Origin of the sequence: Phyllobacterium sp. TAF24, assembly GCF_052113785.1 — a bacterium.
Lineage (GTDB): Bacteria > Pseudomonadota > Alphaproteobacteria > Rhizobiales > Rhizobiaceae > Phyllobacterium.
Map to the genome: position 1 here is coordinate 30,629 of NZ_JBFRDN010000022.1, position 18,089 is coordinate 48,717.

General features: G+C 54.4%; 22 protein-coding genes and 1 pseudogene. 15 read left to right on the forward strand and 8 right to left on the reverse strand.

Going from position 1 to position 18,089, the window contains the following annotated elements:
• Positions 1 to 768 precede the first annotated feature (768 nt).
• Entirely contained in the window at positions 769 to 1,092 is a 324-nt protein-coding gene (locus AB4Y96_RS18195; protein WP_441918926.1) for a hypothetical protein, read from the forward strand.
• A 288-nt stretch (positions 1,093 to 1,380) separates the two neighbouring features.
• Here AB4Y96_RS18195 and AB4Y96_RS18200 read toward each other — a convergent pair whose 3' ends face one another.
• On the reverse strand, positions 1,381 to 2,055 hold the full coding sequence (locus AB4Y96_RS18200; RefSeq protein WP_441918927.1) for a class I SAM-dependent methyltransferase: 675 nt from the start codon (positions 2,053 to 2,055) through the stop codon (positions 1,381 to 1,383).
• Between the two features lie 242 nt (positions 2,056 to 2,297).
• On the opposite strand from AB4Y96_RS18200, the gene AB4Y96_RS18205 reads away from it, so the two are divergent.
• Positions 2,298 to 2,588 carry an ArsR/SmtB family transcription factor gene (locus AB4Y96_RS18205; protein ID WP_091877413.1) on the forward strand — a complete coding sequence of 97 codons (291 nt, stop codon included), beginning with the start codon at positions 2,298 to 2,300 and terminating at the stop codon, positions 2,586 to 2,588.
• A 13-nt stretch (positions 2,589 to 2,601) separates the two neighbouring features.
• On the forward strand, positions 2,602 to 2,997 hold the full coding sequence (locus tag AB4Y96_RS18210) for a VOC family protein (RefSeq protein WP_091877411.1): 396 nt from the start codon (positions 2,602 to 2,604) through the stop codon (positions 2,995 to 2,997).
• Positions 2,998 to 3,006: 9 nt separating this feature from the next.
• Here AB4Y96_RS18210 and AB4Y96_RS18215 read toward each other — a convergent pair whose 3' ends face one another.
• The 4 genes from AB4Y96_RS18215 to AB4Y96_RS18230 all read right to left on the reverse strand — a co-directional run bounded on the left by AB4Y96_RS18215 (position 3,007) and on the right by AB4Y96_RS18230 (position 6,410).
• A complete protein-coding gene (locus AB4Y96_RS18215; RefSeq protein ID WP_091878399.1) occupies positions 3,007 to 3,750 on the reverse strand; it encodes a GGDEF domain-containing protein in 744 nt (247 codons plus the stop codon).
• A 111-nt stretch (positions 3,751 to 3,861) separates the two neighbouring features.
• Positions 3,862 to 5,094 (reverse strand): sensor histidine kinase, encoded by a 1,233-nt coding sequence (locus AB4Y96_RS18220; RefSeq protein ID WP_091877409.1) that lies wholly within the window; start codon positions 5,092 to 5,094, stop codon positions 3,862 to 3,864.
• A gap of 12 nt (positions 5,095 to 5,106) precedes the next feature.
• Positions 5,107 to 5,610, reverse strand: coding sequence for a hypothetical protein (locus AB4Y96_RS18225; protein WP_139210378.1), 504 nt, complete (start codon positions 5,608 to 5,610; stop codon positions 5,107 to 5,109).
• Between the two features lie 152 nt (positions 5,611 to 5,762).
• Complete coding sequence (locus tag AB4Y96_RS18230) at positions 5,763 to 6,410, reverse strand: response regulator transcription factor (RefSeq protein ID WP_091877405.1); 648 nt, start codon at positions 6,408 to 6,410, stop codon at positions 5,763 to 5,765.
• Between the two features lie 186 nt (positions 6,411 to 6,596).
• On the opposite strand from AB4Y96_RS18230, the gene AB4Y96_RS18235 reads away from it, so the two are divergent.
• Together AB4Y96_RS18235 and AB4Y96_RS18240 are read left to right on the forward strand one after the other, a co-directional pair.
• Complete coding sequence (locus tag AB4Y96_RS18235; RefSeq protein ID WP_441918930.1) at positions 6,597 to 6,971, forward strand: hypothetical protein; 375 nt, start codon at positions 6,597 to 6,599, stop codon at positions 6,969 to 6,971.
• 105 nt (positions 6,972 to 7,076) lie between these two features.
• Positions 7,077 to 7,571 (forward strand): hypothetical protein, encoded by a 495-nt coding sequence (locus AB4Y96_RS18240; protein WP_139210374.1) that lies wholly within the window; start codon positions 7,077 to 7,079, stop codon positions 7,569 to 7,571.
• 66 nt (positions 7,572 to 7,637) lie between these two features.
• Here AB4Y96_RS18240 and AB4Y96_RS18245 read toward each other — a convergent pair whose 3' ends face one another.
• Positions 7,638 to 8,453 (reverse strand): SDR family NAD(P)-dependent oxidoreductase, encoded by an 816-nt coding sequence (locus tag AB4Y96_RS18245; RefSeq protein ID WP_441918932.1) that lies wholly within the window; start codon positions 8,451 to 8,453, stop codon positions 7,638 to 7,640.
• Between the two features lie 103 nt (positions 8,454 to 8,556).
• Between AB4Y96_RS18245 and AB4Y96_RS18250 the strand changes: the two genes are divergently transcribed.
• The 4 genes from AB4Y96_RS18250 (at position 8,557) to AB4Y96_RS18265 (ending at position 11,285) form a co-directional block, all read left to right on the forward strand.
• On the forward strand, positions 8,557 to 9,501 hold the full coding sequence (locus tag AB4Y96_RS18250; RefSeq protein ID WP_441918934.1) for a GlxA family transcriptional regulator: 945 nt from the start codon (positions 8,557 to 8,559) through the stop codon (positions 9,499 to 9,501).
• A gap of 54 nt (positions 9,502 to 9,555) precedes the next feature.
• Positions 9,556 to 10,218, forward strand: a complete 663-nt coding sequence (locus AB4Y96_RS18255; protein ID WP_441918936.1) for a TetR family transcriptional regulator C-terminal domain-containing protein — start codon at positions 9,556 to 9,558, stop codon at positions 10,216 to 10,218.
• A 10-nt stretch (positions 10,219 to 10,228) separates the two neighbouring features.
• Positions 10,229 to 10,468 (forward strand): DUF1127 domain-containing protein, encoded by a 240-nt coding sequence (locus tag AB4Y96_RS18260; protein ID WP_441918938.1) that lies wholly within the window; start codon positions 10,229 to 10,231, stop codon positions 10,466 to 10,468.
• 190 nt (positions 10,469 to 10,658) lie between these two features.
• A complete protein-coding gene (locus tag AB4Y96_RS18265) occupies positions 10,659 to 11,285 on the forward strand; it encodes a PadR family transcriptional regulator (protein WP_441918940.1) in 627 nt (208 codons plus the stop codon).
• Positions 11,286 to 11,450: 165 nt separating this feature from the next.
• Here the strand turns inward: AB4Y96_RS18265 and ftsZ are convergent.
• Positions 11,451 to 12,455 (reverse strand): annotated as a pseudogene (gene ftsZ / locus AB4Y96_RS18270) (cell division protein FtsZ); the annotation flags it as partial.
• Between the two features lie 306 nt (positions 12,456 to 12,761).
• On the opposite strand from ftsZ, the gene AB4Y96_RS18275 reads away from it, so the two are divergent.
• The 6 genes from AB4Y96_RS18275 (at position 12,762) to AB4Y96_RS18300 (ending at position 17,697) form a co-directional block, all read left to right on the forward strand.
• Positions 12,762 to 13,571 (forward strand): mechanosensitive ion channel family protein, encoded by an 810-nt coding sequence (locus AB4Y96_RS18275; protein ID WP_441918942.1) that lies wholly within the window; start codon positions 12,762 to 12,764, stop codon positions 13,569 to 13,571.
• 88 nt (positions 13,572 to 13,659) lie between these two features.
• Positions 13,660 to 13,974: a PepSY domain-containing protein gene (locus AB4Y96_RS18280; RefSeq protein ID WP_091877387.1), complete on the forward strand. Its 315-nt coding sequence runs from the start codon at positions 13,660 to 13,662 to the stop codon at positions 13,972 to 13,974.
• 216 nt (positions 13,975 to 14,190) lie between these two features.
• The gene (locus AB4Y96_RS18285; RefSeq protein WP_091877385.1) at positions 14,191 to 14,688 is read left to right on the forward strand and encodes a GAF domain-containing protein; all 498 of its coding nucleotides are present in this window, start codon (positions 14,191 to 14,193) and stop codon (positions 14,686 to 14,688) included.
• Positions 14,689 to 14,707: 19 nt separating this feature from the next.
• The gene (locus AB4Y96_RS18290; protein WP_441918943.1) at positions 14,708 to 15,355 is read left to right on the forward strand and encodes an alpha/beta hydrolase family protein; all 648 of its coding nucleotides are present in this window, start codon (positions 14,708 to 14,710) and stop codon (positions 15,353 to 15,355) included.
• Positions 15,356 to 15,517: 162 nt separating this feature from the next.
• On the forward strand, positions 15,518 to 16,642 hold the full coding sequence (locus AB4Y96_RS18295) for a diguanylate cyclase (protein ID WP_441918945.1): 1,125 nt from the start codon (positions 15,518 to 15,520) through the stop codon (positions 16,640 to 16,642).
• A 140-nt stretch (positions 16,643 to 16,782) separates the two neighbouring features.
• A complete protein-coding gene (locus AB4Y96_RS18300; RefSeq protein WP_441918946.1) occupies positions 16,783 to 17,697 on the forward strand; it encodes a LysR family transcriptional regulator in 915 nt (304 codons plus the stop codon).
• 45 nt (positions 17,698 to 17,742) lie between these two features.
• On the opposite strand, the gene AB4Y96_RS18305 is transcribed toward AB4Y96_RS18300, so the two are convergent.
• Positions 17,743 to 18,000, reverse strand: coding sequence for a DUF982 domain-containing protein (locus tag AB4Y96_RS18305; protein WP_441918947.1), 258 nt, complete (start codon positions 17,998 to 18,000; stop codon positions 17,743 to 17,745).
• Between the last annotated feature and the right edge of the window lie 89 nt (positions 18,001 to 18,089).

Sequence of the window (18,089 nt, forward strand, 5' to 3'; positions counted from 1 at the left end):
GCCAATGCTCCGCTTCCTGCTTTTAGCGCTATGGTTTCGCTCTTCTCCCATTTTGCGGAGAGGGTTGGTGCAGTGTTGTTCGTGGTTCGTGGTTCGACAAGCTCACCATGAGGGGCTTGGGTGGATGCAACGCTAATCGCAAAGGTTGCAGACTATGGCTCCCCATCATCACTCCCCACTCCGTCATCCTATAGCTCTCATCTCTCCGTCATCCTCAGTCCTCGGGTTTAACCCGAGGATGACCCGAGGACCCACGGCTAAAGAGTTCCAATGAACTTGATTGCTCGCGCTTTCAGATCATGGGTCCTCGGGTCAAGCCCGAGGATGACGGAAAGAGGGGTGCAGGGAGTTAGGTTCTGCAACCTTTGCGCTGCAACCATTTTGATCTGCAATCTATGTGATTATCGTTGCATCCACCCAAGCCCCTCATGGTGAGCTTGTCGAACCACGAACCACATACCACACCCCACCCACTAATAACCCTGCAAACCGACACTCTAACCCCTTCCACCTGCATAATTTTCCCACTATGGTCTGCGTTGAGACCGGTCGAAATGGATTGGTCTTGGGGCCTAGAAACCTCGCATACAGCGGTCGGTGTCGACCGCAAAGGCACCTCCTCAGCCCTATGGCCGGGGAGGCCTCGGCGTATGTCCAGAGCTTCGGCTTAAAGGCCGTGGCGGTCGTCTGTGTGCGACTTTCTAGCTCCCCGGTCACCAGAGGATAATCCTCGGGTGGCCGCTTTCCTCGTGAAACAAGGGAGTGCGCATGACCGACTACAATTTCTGGGCTCATCTGCTTGATACGTTTCAATCCTCACCTGATTTGATCAAGGCAATATGGCTGATCATTCCGCCTGCGTTTGTGCTGGGGCTGGTGGCGATGACCATGCGGTTCAGGATCGAGAGCAAGCGGGCAGACAAAGGGCTGGATGGCGAACTTGTTTATTCAGTTCATAGGGATAAGCAAAACCGGGTTCATATCATCAGCCACATAAAGCAGGTGGGAGATAACCCACCGCTACTTTTCCTCGATCAGGGGCCGGGCGAAGCGTTTGAATATGCTGAGGGCAAACCACCTTTAAAGCGCTAATCATAAAAGAGAGATTTGCACATCTGTCGGTTCGCGGTTCGACATAACAACCCTGAGGGGCTTGAGTGGATGCAACGCTAATCGCGAAGGTTGCAGAACAAAGGTTGCAGAACTTGGCTCCCTTGCATCACCCCCACTCCGTCATCCTCAGTCCTCGGGTTTAACCCGAGGATGACCCGAGGACCCATGATCTGAAAGCACGAGCAATCAAGTTCAATGGAACTCTTTAGCTGTGGGTCCTCGGGTCAAGCCCGAGGATGACGGAAGGAGGTGGGGTGCAGTCCGCGGTCAACTCTTGTAAGCGACCCAGCCCCTGAATGTGAAACCGGCGTAGAATAGCTCGATATTTGAGAATCCCGCTTGGCGAAGGATGGTTTCGTCCATAGCGGGAGACAGAACGGGCAATCGCTCCTTCATGGTTCTGATGCCGTTCGCTGTCAGGGATATTGGAGCCCCAGTTGCCGCCGCGAACGCCGCGTAGCGTGTGAGCCATTTGTCCAATTCCGCCCCCTCATTGGGGAAACTGTGGTGCGCGGCGACAAATGGCGCGCCGGGCTTCAGTCGCTGCTGGACCGCCCGCAGCGTCTGACGCCGTTCCTCTTCCGGCAGGAAGTGAAGTGTTAAAAGACAGGTTGCGGCGTCGAATGGGCCCTCGGGCGCGCTGTCGATATAGCCCTCGTGGAACGCAACGCGAGAGGCCTGCGCACCGAGATTGGTTCTTGCCAGTTGAAGCATCTCGGCAGAGGGGTCGACGCCATCGAAACGCCAGTGTGGCTGCATCTGCGCGAGCACGCCCAGTTCCATTCCTCCGCCAGCCCCGAGAACCAGAACGCGCGCATCGGCGGGAGCCCGCTCTGCCAGAAGCAGACCGGTCATCAGGTGCAGGTCGTGAAGGCCCGGCACAAGTTGTGCGGTTCTGGCCGCATATCCCGAAACAATATCGGGATTGGAAAACGATGACATCTGCATCTCCGTTCGAGGCTTCACCGCTGCGGTAAGGGCAAGCAGGGTGGAAGAAAGGTCGCCAACGCATTTCATGTAACTCTATATGTTACGATATGCAAGCTTCTTGATGAGGCTGCCATAGGCGCCCTTTTATCCATGAATTGCAAAATCCATCATGCGTGGTCCGACAGACGCGCAACTATCCGCTCTCTCTTCGACCGATCTCTTGACATGCAATAATATTATTGCATTTATTCGGCATGGATGATGAGCAACTCGATCGGATTTTCAAGGCGATTGCCGACCCGACGCGGCGCAGGATCATAGACCGATTACGCGAGCGCCCCGATCAATCGCTGTTCCACATCTGCGCGCTGTCGGTAGCGGAGGATGGGGAAGCCCTGTCCCGGCAGGCGATCACCCAGCATCTCGATACGCTTGAGAAAGCTGGACTGCTCCATGTTTCATGGTCTGGGCGAACCAAAATTCATTCCATCGATCTCATTCCGTTGCAGGCGGCGGCGGCTCTCTGGCTTCGCAAACATCTTTAGGAGGAAAACCACCATGAGGATTTATGTCACCAGTGTATTGGTAGACGATCAATCAAAGGCTTTGGACTTCTACACCCGAATCCTTGGCTTCACCGTGAAACACGATATCCCCCTTGGCGGCGAACATCGCTGGCTGACGGTCGTATCGCCCGAAAACCCCGAGGGAACGGAACTGCTGCTGGAGCCGAGCGAACATCCGGCAGCCAAGCCCTTCAAGGACGCCCTTGTTGCGGATGGTATCCCGGCAACCTCGTTTCAGGTGGATGATATTGATGCGGAGTATCGCAGGCTGCGTGACCTCGGCGTATCGTTCACTGTCGAGCCAATGGATGCCGGACCAGTCCGGATGGTGGTGTTTGATGATACCTGCGGAAATCTGATTCAGCTGATCCAAATGACCGGCAAATAGAAAAAGCTTTTAGCCATAAACGACCCGGTTTCGGCCCTGATGTTTGGCGGAGTAGAGATATTTGTCGGCAATCGCCAATGTCTCTTCCAGTGACTGGCCCGGTGTGTGCAGGGAAATACCGATACTGACGGTGATCGTGGTTCGCTCAAGCCCGAGTTCCCTGCCAATAGCGCGGGTGGCGATCAGAATTTTATGGGCTATCCAGTTGGCGCGGCCAAGATCCGCATCGGCGAGGAAGACGGTGAATTCTTCACCGCCAATCCGCGCCGCCAAATCCCGCTCGCCGATGCTGGATTTAATGACCCGGCCAAGCTCATGAATGACGCCGTCACCAGTGGCATGGCCAAAGCGATCATTGATGGCCTTGAAGTAATCGGCGTCGATGTAGAGGAGGGCGCCCGCACTGTCGATGGGGCGGGATGTGGCAAACAGTTGCTGTGTTTGCAGGTAAAACTCGGCCCGGTTGAGCAGGCCAGTCAAATCATCCCGGCGCGAGTCGAGATCGAGCTGTTCGGCAAGCTGCTTCAATTTGTAATTCAGCCCAACCAGAAATGCGCCGAGCGGCAGGCTGACGAGAACGACGATGCCAGTTGTAACAGCGGCCACGCGATGGGGCGTTTCGAGGCCAATGACGAAAAATGCGCTGACAGCCATGATATCTGACGAGATGGTGGCCATGCCAACCATGATCGCGACTTGCCTCAATGGCGAAAGCGCACCGAATCGGGTCATCCATAGGTTGTAGATGTTCATTGTTTCCGCCGGGTCAGTTGCGAGCACCGGCATTCAAGCCTGAAACAAGTGAAGAAAGCTATCCTGGGTTGTGTCGAATTCGAACAATCGGGTTCAAAAATCAGTTCGAGACTAACTATCAAGCCCGTAGCTGATGCGCACGGTCGTGCCGACATCGGGGACCGATGTGATTTTCAGCTTTCCCGTCATGGTTTTCACCAGTTCCATGCAGTTCGTCAGGCCAAGGCCAAGATGGACACCTGCCTTGGTCGAAAAGAATGGCTCCTTGGCTTTCGCCAGCGTGGAGGGGCTCATGCCGATGCCGTTGTCAGCAACAACCAGTACTAGTTGCGGGCGCTGCAGAAAGCGGCGGTTGACGCTTGCCCTGATTGCAATGACCGGATCAGTCCGGGTGGCGACGGCATTGGTGGCGTTGCGGACCAGTTCGTCAATGATGAGATGGAACTGAGATGCTGGAATAAGGGATTTCCGCGCGGCTTGCTCAATGTCCAGTTGCAGGTTGATCGGGCTTTTCGACACAATGTCCGCTAGCAGATCGCCCAAGGGCACTTTCTTGAATTGCGTCTTGGAGTGGCCGATCATCATCAGGCCCTCATTGATGCTTTCCAGTTCGGCAATCGTGCTGCGGGCTGCCTCGGTCATTTCAGAGGAGGGAATGGCATTGTTGCCGACATAGCCGAGAAACAGGCGCAATGCGGCGATCCGCGTGCGCGTCATATGGGCAAACAGTGCGGAGAAAGAGCGGATATGCTGGTCCTTGCGGCGGGCCAGAAGGCTGCGCTGATGGATGAGCAGTCCGGCGAGGATCAGCGCGCCAGCTGCACCCAGAAGCTTGTTTCTGGCAACATCGGCGGCGATGGTGGCGGTGCCCTGCAGGGTAATACTATGGGCCAAGGTCGACCCGGCGGTGCGGAAAATATCCGTTTCGATGGTTTGTACGGTTTTCAACGCCTTGTCGAACTGGCTTGCCTTGATTTGCGGGGTCAAGACCGTGTCGACTGTCAGGATCGTCTTTTTCAGGGAAGCGATATCAGGCGCATCGAGAAACCGGTCTGCATAGTCGAGCTGATCCAGTGATTTCAGGTTGAAATTCATCAGGGTCACTTCCTGAATCAGACGCGGCTCAGGATCGCCCGTTCTGGTGGCCAGCATCAGATAACCCTTGATGCTGGCAATCTTCTCGCGTGCCTGTGAAGCTCGAACCTGAACCTCAAAGGTCTGACTCATGATTTCATTGGTCTGGATACGGTACAGATCCGCGCGGACAAACGACCAGACACAGAGTAGGGCCGCCCCGATCAGGATGATGTAAAAGAGCGGGTCGAGGTACTTATCCAGCTTCATGTTCAGTCAGTTTCAATCGGCCGGGCGGATCGAAGTAACAAACCAGACCCATATGGAGTTACGTGCCGGGATATAGGGCTTTGGCAGTTTACCCAGTGGCCAGACAATATAGAACGGCCCGCCATCATCGAGTGATAAAGGCCTGAAATCCTGATCCTTCGTGCAGACGCCGCTTTGCTTGTCGGTATCTGTGCAGGCCTGTTCGAGTGCAATGATGGGCGCAAACTCAACCACCTCTTCCATGGTGATTTTTATAATATAATTGTCGAATGCAGCAACTTCGAGGTTGGGCTTGTCCGCAATCTTGTACTTGGTCACCATTTCCTTCACCGAAGGGCCACGGAAATGGATTTTCACACCATTGGTCCAGGGTGTCTCCGTCACCAGATCATGCATGGGAAACTCCTGACGGAGTTTTTCCTGGGTGAAGGTCGCCAAAGCACCGCCGGATGCATCCTGCATTTGAATGACCGCAGGGTCATCATTGGCAAAAGATGTACCCGAAAAAATCGACATGCAGAGGCACAAGCCCGCGAAGAGAAAAGAAACCTGCTTGCCTGCGTTATTTATCTGTTTTGTTCGGTTGGCAGTTCCAGTGGCGAAAAGACCTCCAATTGCCGCTGATGCCTTTAGTTTTTTGTTATTATGGTGTTCCAGAGCAGTCCCCATCATAACCCCTTTGGTAGGAGCCCGGTTTTTAATAGCTTAGCACGTGCACGTTTATAGTATTTTTCTGCAGATGCTGCATCAATATCAAAGCGGTCCCCGAGCTGTTCATATATTTCTTTGCGGCTGATTCCAGACGGTCGTTGCCGCATCCAGCCGAGTATTTCCTGTTCACGCGGTGTCAAACCCGAATGATAGAATTCGGGTGGTGCTGTCGTCTCATTTGAAAGCCTGACACTGTATCCGCGTTCTGCAACCTCCTGCAGAACGTCGACCAAGGCTCCGGGCCTTAGATTGTTCTTGGCCAGATAGCCGACGACGCCGAGTTTCTGGCAGTGTTCCCATTCTTCATCCGTATCAGAACCCGTGACCACAAAATGGATGGCGTCGGGTGACAGTTCTATGACAACCTGCACGACATCAAAGCGGTCGTCCTGTGACTTCGGATCATAGCCGGGAAGACCCGGGTCAATCACCACAAGGTCGAACTGGTGTGATTCCAGCAGGTCGAGCGCAATTGTTATATTGGCTGCGCCGTGAACAATGGACGCAGGCAAGGCTGCCTGCAATTCATGAATCAGGGCCAGTCTCATTAAGTGCTGATCTTCGATGATCAGCACGTGTGTATGCTTCGACGTCTGTTCCGCCATCGCCCTCACGCGTACTCCCGGTTGCACGCCATTTTACCATGCTGACAGCATTGGCGCTTAGAGAGTAGTGCGATTTCTATAAAGCGCAAAATAGGGACAGGGTTGTCCCTATTTTTCTTGGTATAACGGAATAGTGTTCCGACCGAAACGTGAGCGGTGCAGATTTGCATCAAGGGGATTTTCGGCGTGACTTTGGCTGTCATTACCATCGATGGTATCAGGGTTAATCCTGCCGCCCGCGTTGCTTCGATTGCAACTGTGCTCGAACGGCACCGAAATTCCAGACGCGAACTACAATGGCTTGTACGTGCATGCACTGATTGCATGGATGGCGGGCAGGAGACTGCTTCCTTTGACAGACGCCTTGCGGCGGCGACGGATGCGGAACATCACGCACGCGTTGCAATGCTAAGGCATCCGGCAAATACGTTGGAAGAATTTGCAGCGAAAGCACGGCACATTTGTTCTCTTCTGCTGGAGGACGATGACAATTTGGACAAATACGAACTGTTCTCAATCCTACAGACGCTGATCGCACAACCACAGTCGGAATGCCAATAAATCGAACCGGTACCTGCGTTGAAACCTTGGCCAAGTCTCATTGAGCGGGCGTTTCGTGTGGGAAAATGTCCTCTAGTGCTGATATTTTCGAGGGAATCGACAATCATGCCGAGCAATTGGGCCAGTCCCCAACCTATCGATACTGACCCGGAAACAGTAAAACTGATCCGTGGTGCAGAGGCGGTTATTCAAAAAAAGATCGGTCCACTGGCAGCGCTGTGCGATGAACTGCGTGAGCGTCTGGCGGCTTACCGCGATGCGGGGAATGCCGGAGAGCGTTACGAACGCTGGCGGCTTGCCGTGGCTCTGCATGGCGAAATTATGGAAGTCTGGAAATCGGCCTTCCTCAATGCGCGTGCTGCCGTGGACGATTATCTGTCCAGATATGATTTCAACGATTTTTTCTCAGGTCGCGAGATTTTGGCAGCGTCACTGCATGGGCGCTGCAAGCCTTCGGTGGGCATTGCGCTATCGGTTATGCAGTTTGAAAGTGAACGTAACCTGCGCAGGCTCGCAGAGATTTCTCCCGAACAGGCTGCAAGCAACCAGAATATTGTTCGTAAAATCCCTCGCGTCGCGTCGTCGAGCCGGTACAGATAGTTCGGGGAAGGTCGATTTCGTTAGGATAAAAGAGCGCCCGCCATCCGGCGAGCGCTCTTTTTGTCACTAGGCTGCGGCGCGCGGGGCAACTCCGTAACGTTCAGCGGGCTTCTTGTGCGAGAGATTCGGCGCAAGGCCTGTTCGTGCTGATTCGTAGCGGTCCCAGTCCGCTGCATTGGGCAGAGATGGAATGGTGACGAATTCACCCTGATCAAACCCTGCCAAAGCGCCATCCACCAGGTCTTCGCTGGTCATGACGATGGCTTCAGGCAGATGCGTGATCGGCACTCCTGCGACGTCCCAGAATTCGGTAGCGGTGGCACCGGGCAGTACAACCTGAATGCGTACGCCCTTATCGGCAAGCTCGTGCTTCAGCGATTGGCTGAAAGCCAGAACGAAGGCCTTGCTGCCCCCGTAAACGCCATTCAGCATTTCCGGCGAAATGGCAACGATGGACGAGATATTGATGATCGTGCCGCCGCCTCTGGCGACAAAACCCGGCGCTGCCGCATAGGTCAGCCGGGTCAATGCAGTAACGTTCAGGCTGATAAGGCTGTCGAGACTATCGATATCGCCATCAAGCAAGGGTTTCGATGCGCCGACACCGGCATTATTGACCAGCAGCGTAATGCTGGCATCGGTTTTCAGAATATTCTCAATGCGCGCAAGATCGGCCTTGTCGTTCAGATCGGCAGCGACCGCTTCGATTGAACGGCCCGTTGCCGTTGTCAGTCGCTCGGCAAGCGCATCCAGACGTCCGCGGTTTCTGGCAACAAGGATCAGATCATATCCGCGCCGGGCGAGGCGATCTGCATAAATTGCACCAATGCCTGAAGATGCTCCGGTAATCAGGGCGGTGCCTTTGCTTGGGTTCGTGCTCATCATCATGCTCCATGTGTTTTTGGTTGTTGATAGTGAGCTGGACTTTACATCGCATGGTCTGTGTCCTAAATGTCATATATGCAACCTTTTAGGACATGGTGTTATGCAGCGTATCGGATTTGTGGTTTTCCCTGATTTCCAGATGATGAGTCTGGCTGCGGCGTCGGTGTTTGAATTCGCCAATATCGAGGCTGAGGAGGATATTTATGATGTGCATCTGTTGTCGGAAACGGGTGGACCCATTCGCAACTCTATCGGATTGGCGATGGAGACTGAGCCGTTCAATAATCTAGTTTTCGACACACTGATCGTTGGTGGTGCCACCGGTATCGCGCCGTCGAGGCCGGGTTTGGTCGCCTTCATGCAACGGGAAATGAACCGTGCCCGGCGCATTGCGTCTATCTGTACGGGTGCTTTTGTTCTGGCCGAAGCAGGCATTCTGGATGGGCGCCGGGCAACCACCCATTGGTTCTATGCGCGGGATCTGCGTTCCGGTTTTCCTGCAATCAAAGTGGAAGAAGACCGGATATTCATCGTTGACGGCTCGGTCTGGACGTCTGCGGGCATGACTGCCGGGGTCGATCTGGCGCTGGCGATGGTCGAAAAGGATCTGGGTGCAGACATTGCCCGGCTGGTGGCAAAAAGCCTCGTCATCTATCATCGCCGGGCAGGTGGACAATCACAGTTTTCAACGCTGCTTGATCTCGAACCCAAATCCGATCGCATCCAGAGCGCGCTTGTTTATGCCAAGCGCAATCTGCAAACGGCGCTTTCGGTGGAACAGCTTGCCGAGGCAGCCCACCTCAGTCCGCGCCAGTTCAGCCGCGCATTCAAAGCGGAAACCGGCCAATCACCTGCCAAGGCTGTCGAGAACCTGCGTGTCGAGGCGGCACGGCTGATGATGGAGCAGGGGCGTCTGCCTATCGATACAGTGGCGCAGGAAACCGGATTTGCTGATCGCGAGCGGATGCGCCGTGCTTTTCTGCGGGCTTTCGGTCAACCGCCACAGGTAATCCGCCGCAACGCGCGAGAGGCAGCACTCACATAAAGGTCCTGAGGTAAGGGACGTATCGCTCGCGCTCCGAGCACCACATTTTCATGTTTGCCAATCCCGCTGCAAGCCGATCATCAGGGAGGGTTGACTTTACTAGACGACTGGTCTACTTTTCAGAGTATGAGCAAGATTGACACACGCGCTGTACTTATTGACGAGGGGCTGAAAGCTCTTCTCTCGCATGGTTATGAAGGGGCGGGAATTGGGCCAATCCTCAAATCCGCCGGCGTCCCCAAGGGGTCGTTCTACCACTTCTTTGCCAGCAAGGAGGAGTTTGCCTCGGCGGTTGTCGGTTCTTATACAGAAGGTAATCAGACCGTTCGGACCCAATTGCTGACCGACGAGAGCAAATCACCGCTGCAACGTCTGCGCGCCTATTTTGAGTATCATGAGCAGGTATATGCCAGCGAAAACCCCATAGGTGGATGTTTGCTCGGCAACCTTGCCCAATCGATCGCGGTTCACAGTGATGTGCTCAGGCAGGAGCTGCACCGTGCCTTTGCTGCCTGGCAGCGCGATTTTCAGCAAGTCTTGCGGGAAGCGCGGGAGCAGGGGGAATTGCCTTCGCACCTTGATCCTGATGAAACCGCAGCTTTTCTCATTGACGCCTATGAAGGCGCCCTTGTTCGCATGAAGACCGAAGGCAGCATCGCACCGCTCCAGCGTTTCACGACGATGGCGTTCGACGGGCTGCTTAAAAACCACGCATAGGAGATTTATCATGTCTAGTATCAAGACGACTGGTCTACTAGTAAATGAACCCAATACTATTGGCCTGCAGAAGAGCGGTGACGCTGTGTTACAATTGATCAGAAAAGTCCTCACGTTCCGCTGGAACAATTTGTTCTACCGGGAAGAGCGGGCGGATGACCCGCGCATCAGTAAGCTCAGCGATCATTTGCTCGATGATATCGGCATAACGCGGCAGCAAGCGGAAGAGATCGATCGGCGGAGCAAGTGAATTTTTGCACTGGCGATATGGTCCATGTTGCGACTTTACAGCCAGCTGATGGATGAATGCCGCAATATTTTCTCCAAGACAATCATACACATAGTGCTATCGGCGGTACGTACTTTCGATGCGATTTAAAGATTCTATTTACAGATAGACTCAAAAGATATATCGTTTGTGTATGAAAAGGAGAAAACACATGTTTGGAAATTGTCATCACGAACGAAGCGAACGGCGCGAAGGTCATGAACACGTCGAACGCGCTATCTTGCGCGCTATGGCGCGCGGCTTCGGCCGCCATGGCGGTGGTCATGATGGTCCTGGGGGCGGCGGTCGTTTTGGCCGCAGAGGCGGAGGAGGCCGGGTGTTCGCATCGGGCGATCTGCGTCTTGTCCTACTGGCTCTGGTCGCCGAACGGCCCCGCCACGGCTACGAGTTGATCAAGGATATCGAAGAACTGTTCGGGGGCGCCTATGCACCAAGCCCCGGTTCAGTCTATCCGTCCCTGACATTCCTAGAGGAAATAGGGCAGGTTACGGCTGCGGCGAGCGAAGGCTCGAAGAAGCTCTACACCATCACCGAGGAAGGGCTTGCCTATCTGGCCGAGAACAAGAACCTCGTCGATGCGGTCCGCACGCGTATGGGCATGGTTGCCCGTTCCATGGCTGGACAACGCGCACCGGAAGCCATCGCCCACGCGATGGACACGCTGCGCACAGCCCTGCATCTGCACAGCCATGGCTGGGATGCGGAAGAGGCGGAACGGGTTCGCAAGATACTCGAACAGGCTGCGCTTGATATCGAAGCGGGCAAGAAGAAAGACTAACGTCTTCCAGCCGGTGCAGCGCCTGAAATGGCACTGTACCGGTCATTATATTCAACATGTTTCAAAGGTTTGTCCTGTTCCAGTAACAAGACAAACCTTTCGCATAACCAATTGAAGTATATATTTATAATTTGATCAGGCTTGGCGTCTGGTCATGGAGAGGACGGAGCCCGGTGTTTCTGCATCCGAAGCGGCGGCGGTGCGGGCAACGTCAATGCCTGTGGCAACGACGGATACGCGGAAAACGCCTTCCAATGCATCATCGAATGTTGCGCCAAGGATGATATTTGCCTGATCGTCAACTTCTTCACGGATGCGGGTAGCGGCTTCGTCAACCTCAAACAGGGTCATATCACGCCCGCCGGAGATCGAAACCAGAACGCCCTTGGCACCCTTCATCGATTCCACATCGAGAAGCGGGTTGGCAATAGCTGCTTCGGCCGCAGCCTGTGCGCGGCCTTCGCCCGAACCTTCGCCGGTGCCCATCATGGCACGGCCCATGTCACGCATGACGGAGCGCACGTCGGCAAAATCCAGATTGATCAGGCCTTCGCGCACCATCAGATCGGTGATGCTGGCAACACCTGAATAAAGCACACGGTCAGCCGTGGCAAAGGCATCGGCAAATGTCGTTGCGGCATTGGCGACCCGGAACAGATTCTGGTTCGGAATAACGATCAAAGTATCGGCGCTGTCACGCAGTTCTTCCAACCCTTCTTCGGCCATGCGCATACGGCGGGTGCCTTCGAAGGAGAATGGCTTTGTCACAATACCGACGGTGAGAATGCCAGCGGAGCGTGCCGCGCGTGCAATGACCGGTGCAGCGCCCGTTCCAGTGCCGCCGCCCATACCCGCCGTCACAAAGCACATATGCGTGCCGGCAAGATGATCCATGATCTCGTCGATGCTTTCTTCCGCCGCAGCCCGGCCGATTTCCGGGTGGGAGCCTGCGCCAAGGCCCTGCGTCACATTCGCGCCAAGCTGGATCAAGCGGCTGGCCTTGGACATGGAAAGAGCCTGTGCATCGGTGTTGGCAACGATGAACTGTGTTCCCTGCAGGTTTTCGCGGATCATGTTGTTAACCGCATTACCACCGCCTCCACCGACACCGAATACAGTGATATTCGGCTTCATCTCGGAAATTTCCGGCTTCATGAGGTTAATTGACATCGTGCAATCCTTATTCCCGGCCGGTGATCATTATCGGCGTGCAGGTACGTAATGGTATGGCGGGGCTCAGCTGGAGAATCAAAACTGCTTTCTGCCCCAATATTCGGCAAAGAATCAGACAGCGGGTTTCGGCGCAAGCCCTGAAATGGGATATCGCCCTCTGGCGTTGTCAAAAGTATGGCCACAATGATGTTTAGATATTAGTTCCCCGAACAGGATTCGACGGGCAAGCGATGCAGCCGATTTGGGAACTATCCCGGGGCTGTAAAGTTTTGTCCAGCAGTCCCTGACAAGGAGAAATGCTTCATGGAACTTGATCCCCAAAACGCCTTCAACGCCATTCAAACCGGAGTTCAGCAAGCCAGTGCGCTTGTCGTCACCTATTCGTTCTCGGTGATAGGGGCCATATTGCTGCTGGTGATTGGCTATATCGTTGCCGGGCTGGTTGAGCGATGGCTCTATGCCGGATTGGGGCAGGTGAGCGGTTTTGATCTTACACTGCGCMGCTTCTTTTCAAAGATTGCCCGGTATGTGGTGCTCGGTCTTGTAACAGTCATGGTGCTCGGCCAGTTCGGCATCCAGACTGCCTCGGTCATTGCAGCCATTGGCGCGATTGGTCTGGCCATCGGGCTCGCTTTGCAAGGGACATTACAGAATATCGCCGCTGGTATCATGCTTCTGGCCCTGAGACCGCTACGTATTGGCGAATATGTCGAAGTCGGCAGCGTTACAGGCACTGTGGAGGAGATCGGCCTGTTTGCCACGCGGTTGCGGGCAGCGGATGGTGTTTATGTTCTGGCTCCGAATTCGACACTATGGACCCAGCCGGTGAAGAACTACACGCGCAACGGTGTCAGGCGCAACGATATCACGATCAGCGGTGGTCCTGATGAAGATGTCGAACAGATTCAGAAAAGCCTTGTCAAACTGACTGTCGGTGACAAACGGATTTTGCAAAACCCGGGACCACAAGCCTTCGTGTCCGATCTGACGGAGGATTCAGTTGTGGTAACTCTGCGATACTGGACATCACCCGGCGATTTCGCTGCGGTGAAGGCTGACTTGACCAAAGGCACGCGCAACGTTTTTCATGCCCGGAAACTGGCCGCCGAGTAAGGCCAGTGCTGTCTGCGATGGGAACCACGCCCTGCGCTCTGCGTTATCTCCCCGTAAGCATGAATTTTATTAATTCAGGGAGACAATCATGTTGAAAGCTTTTGCCATTGCAGGTGTTGCCGCATTGACAGTCATGTCGGCGACGCCATCTTTTGCACAATCTGTTGAAATTGGCCCCGGTGGTGTGCGGCTTGTTGAGCCACGCGTCGAGCGGCCCATGCGTCGTGGAATGGAAATCAGCGAACGCGAAGCTGTCCGCGTGGCGCGTGCCGAAGGCCTGCGGAATGTGGACAATATCGAACGCAGACGGTCGCGTTTCATTGTGGAAGGCACTGATCGGCGTGGCAACGATATCCGGGTCAATGTTGACAGGCGGACAGGCGAAGTGATCTCCGTCGACTAGCCGGAGTTGCGATTCGCTTGGAAAAAGGACCCGAATGCGCATCATTCGGGTCTTTCCAATTTTTACCGCTTCATAAAATTTGTGAAGACGCTAGGCTCAATGGGCATTCCCGTCAGTTTCTCAATCCGCATTTCTTGTGCCATATAGTGCTTGAAGATGTGAGGTGGGGCCGCAAATTTGCTGCTCTGACCGTTGATATAGAAACTGGGATGTTCGATGTTTGCCGAGAAGACGATTGATCAATCTGACAAGCCCAAGTTTTATCGCGAACTTGCCGATCAGTTGAGTGGTCTGCTCGCGGGTGAAACTGACCCTGTAGCGAATGCCGCCAACACGTCGGCACTGATCTTCCAGATGATGCCTGACCTCAATTGGGCCGGTTTTTATTTTCTATATTCGGAAGACGAACTCGTCGTCGGACCCTTTCAGGGAAAACCAGCTTGCGTGCGTATTGCGGTGGGCAACGGTGTCTGCGGAACAGCGGTTGCGCAGGGTTCATCCATTCTTGTCGAGGATGTTCATGCTTTCCCGGGACATATCGCCTGCGATGCGGCTTCCCGTTCGGAACTCGTCGTGCCGTTGATTCACGAGGACACCATTCTTGGTGTTTTCGATCTTGATAGTCCATTGCAGGGCAGATTTGACAGCATTGATCAGGCGGGGGTAGAGCGACTTGTTGCAATTTACGTTGCCGCCTGCCTGTGGGAAGATTGAAACCAGAGAAGCGATCGAGATGACAATAAGCTTCCTGTTTAACGGGCAAGAGAACGCAGATTATACGATCCTGCTCGCCCACGGCGCCGGTGCTCCGATGGATTCGGCCTCGATGACAGCAAATGCTGAGGCCCTGGCGGACGCCGGGTTTCGGGTTGCCCGTTTTGAATTCAATTATATGGCGAGCCGCCGAACGCTCGGCGCACGAAAGCCACCGCCGCGTGCAGACACGCTCATTCCTGAGTATTTGGCCGCCATTGACGCCCTTGGTGCAACTGAAGCGCTGGTTATCGGCGGCAAATCGATGGGTGGCCGCATTGCGAGCATGATCGCTGATGATCTCCATAGTTCGGGACGGATCGCTGGTCTGCTCTGCCTTGGCTATCCCTTTCATCCCATCGGTAAACCGGCACAGTTACGCACGGCGCATCTTGCCCACATGAAGACGCCAACCCTTATTGTACAGGGGACGCGCGATCCGTTCGGGACACGCGAAGAAGTTGCCGGTTACACGCTGTCAGGCGCTATCGAAATAGTTTGGCTTGAGGATGGAGATCATGATCTGCGTCCACGCAAAAACCTGTCGGGTTTCTCTGTAGGGGATCATCTGAAAACGATGGCTGATAAAGCACTGACTTGGGCAAATGCGATTGCTGGTAAAGTTTAGCCGCGCATTTTTATTTACTATGCCGCAATCTGTGGATGCATTTTGATGTATTTACTGTTGTTCAAGCGCATATTCAAATATTGTGATAGTACTTTATCAGATTGTCTCTGGGACGTTGCGTCAAATATCAAAGAGAGGGCGTTAGGCGTAAAGTAACTCACGATGTCCAATTTATTATTTGAGTGGTTCACAACTGCATCTCCGCGCCAGTCGCGTGCCGTCGAACAACGGCTGATCGAGACGATGCTTTTGCGCCGGGCAGCGCTGTTCTTTGGATCAATCAGCATTGTTGCGCTGGCGACCTATGCCCGCTCGGTTACGCAGAGCAATTGGCCGTTTGTGTGGATCATCATCGAACTGGTACTGCTGGTTATTCGCCAGCATCTCCTGACGCTCGGAGAAGAAGCCAAGTCCGAAACCGATCCACGGATATTTTCTTATCTGATGCTCGCTGGCGGTCTATGGTCATTGGTGGCGGGTGTGGGCTGCGCCTTTTGTGTCGTCACGGGAAATTTCACGCTTTCCATGATGGCAGCGATGAATGTGGCGGGCATTCAAGGCGTCATTGCATCGAGAAACGCTGCAATGCCAAGATATGCGGTTCTGGTTCTTATCCTGGTCGGCTTTCCGTTTCTCGTCGGACTTTACCTCTCGCCCATTCCCGATTCTGGATATCTCTGCCTGCTCTTGCCTGTGTGGACCGCCGGCATGTGTTTTGTGCTCTATCAAAACTATCAATTGAATGTGCGGGCCATACAAACGGAAATTCTCAACCAGTTTCTGGCAACCAATGATGCTCTGACCGGACTACCCAATCGCATGGCACTTGATGGGAAACTTGAGGCTCTTTGCAGCCAATTGAGTCTCGACGAAACGGATGAAAAACGCTGGTTCTCGCTGCTGTATATTGATCTTGATGGCTTCAAAGCGGTCAATGATAATTGCGGCCATGCGGCAGGCGACATTGTGCTTCAAAAAGTGGGAGCTGCCATAACCGGCGCTGTTCGGGCAAAGGATACCGTGTTCAGGATCGGCGGCGATGAGTTCGTTGTTCTGCTACCCGACCGTTCTGGTCAAGACTATGTCGAACTGGTGGAGCGTATTCAGGAAGCGGTGGCCTATTCTTTCGATCTGGGGCATGGCCGGCTTGCACAGGTCAGCGCCAGCATTGGTAGTGCACAAGCTCCGCAACATGGTACGTCGCCTGAAGCTATCCTTCTTGCCGCCGATAAAGCGCTTTATGCCGCGAAGAATGAGGGTGAGGGTTTGCATCGCATGAGCACCTGATGAAGGGTGCCGTGATATGAAATCAAAAAGATCATTGGAGAAATGACTGAAAATCATCGCTATAATGCGAGGATGCGTAGTGACGAACCCGGATAGTTTGCGTCATCAGCCGAAAACCGAGTTTCAACAGAGGTAAATCCATGAGTTTTGACGCCCGGCTGTTGACTGGAGTTGGTGTGTTTGCCGCCGTTGCGGAGGCCGGGAATTTTGCCCGGGCGGCAGAAATTCTGGGCCTGACGCCCTCGGGTGTCAGTCGTGCCATAGCGAGGCTTGAGGCACGCATTGGCGTGAGACTGTTTGATCGCAGCCCGCGATATGTCACGCTCACGCAGGAGGGACACCGTTTCCATGAGCAAGCTATGCCGCTGCTGGCCGGGTTGGAGGAGGCCGCCACCAATGCCGCAGGTGCTGCCGCTGTCGTCAGTGGTCGGCTGCGGGTATCAATCGACCCCTGGTTCTCCCGGATGGTGCTTGCGCCGCAACTGCCGCAATTCATGTCCCGATATCCGCTGTTGTTTCTGGAACTGATGAACACGAATTATCGCGAGGACATGATGACTGGAGCCGATATAGCAGTCCGCTTTGGTCCGCCGGATATCGCGTCTTTGATCGTCCGCAAACTGCTCGATACGCGCGTCATTACCTGTGCGTCGCCTGTCTACCTTGAGCGGCACGGCGAGCCCAAAACGCCGGAAGATCTGAAACACCATGAAGCTCTGCTTTTTCGTGATCCGCAGACAGGGCGGCCTTTTCCATGGGAATTTCATCTTGAAGGAGAGGTGATCGAGGTGAAGGTTACCGGCAGGGTGGTCGTGGATGACCCATCGGTGGCCGTGGCTGCCTGCGTCGCTGGTCAGGGCATCTTCCAAAGCCTTGCGGTGGGGCTTGGGCCGTGGCTGGTAAACGGAGAACTGGTGCCGATATTAACCCGATGGTCGGGTGAGCGGTTTCCGCTTTATACGTATCACCCCTCGCGTCACCTGCCTCCGGCAAAAGTGCGGGCTTTCCTCGACTTCATTCAGGAAATAGCCGCTGAGAACTCAGCGCATTCTTAATGAAGGCGCTGTTTTGCACCGCGTTCTTGGCCATAAGACCCGGATTTAGTGCAGTGGTTTGACCTCAAGGAAAATACCGGCCTCGCGCGCCGCGTCGACAAAGGCTCGTCTGGCTTTATGCGTCGGTTTCCACCCTTCAAGCGCATCCATGCAAGCCTGCAGTGCTTTGCGGTATTTGGGCCCATGATTGCGGGGCCATTGGATTTTGAGACACTCTACGGCTTCCCAAGTGCTGAAGATCATCCGCTGCCCGGCAGCGCCCAATCGTACTGCTACGGGGACAGAAAAACGTTTTTCACTCATCTTTTCCTCTTTTCCGTTCGCGTCATTTCAACGTGCCCAGGGTCGCAGCGTTCTGGGGCAGGAATGAGTCAGCATGTTCACTTGCTACG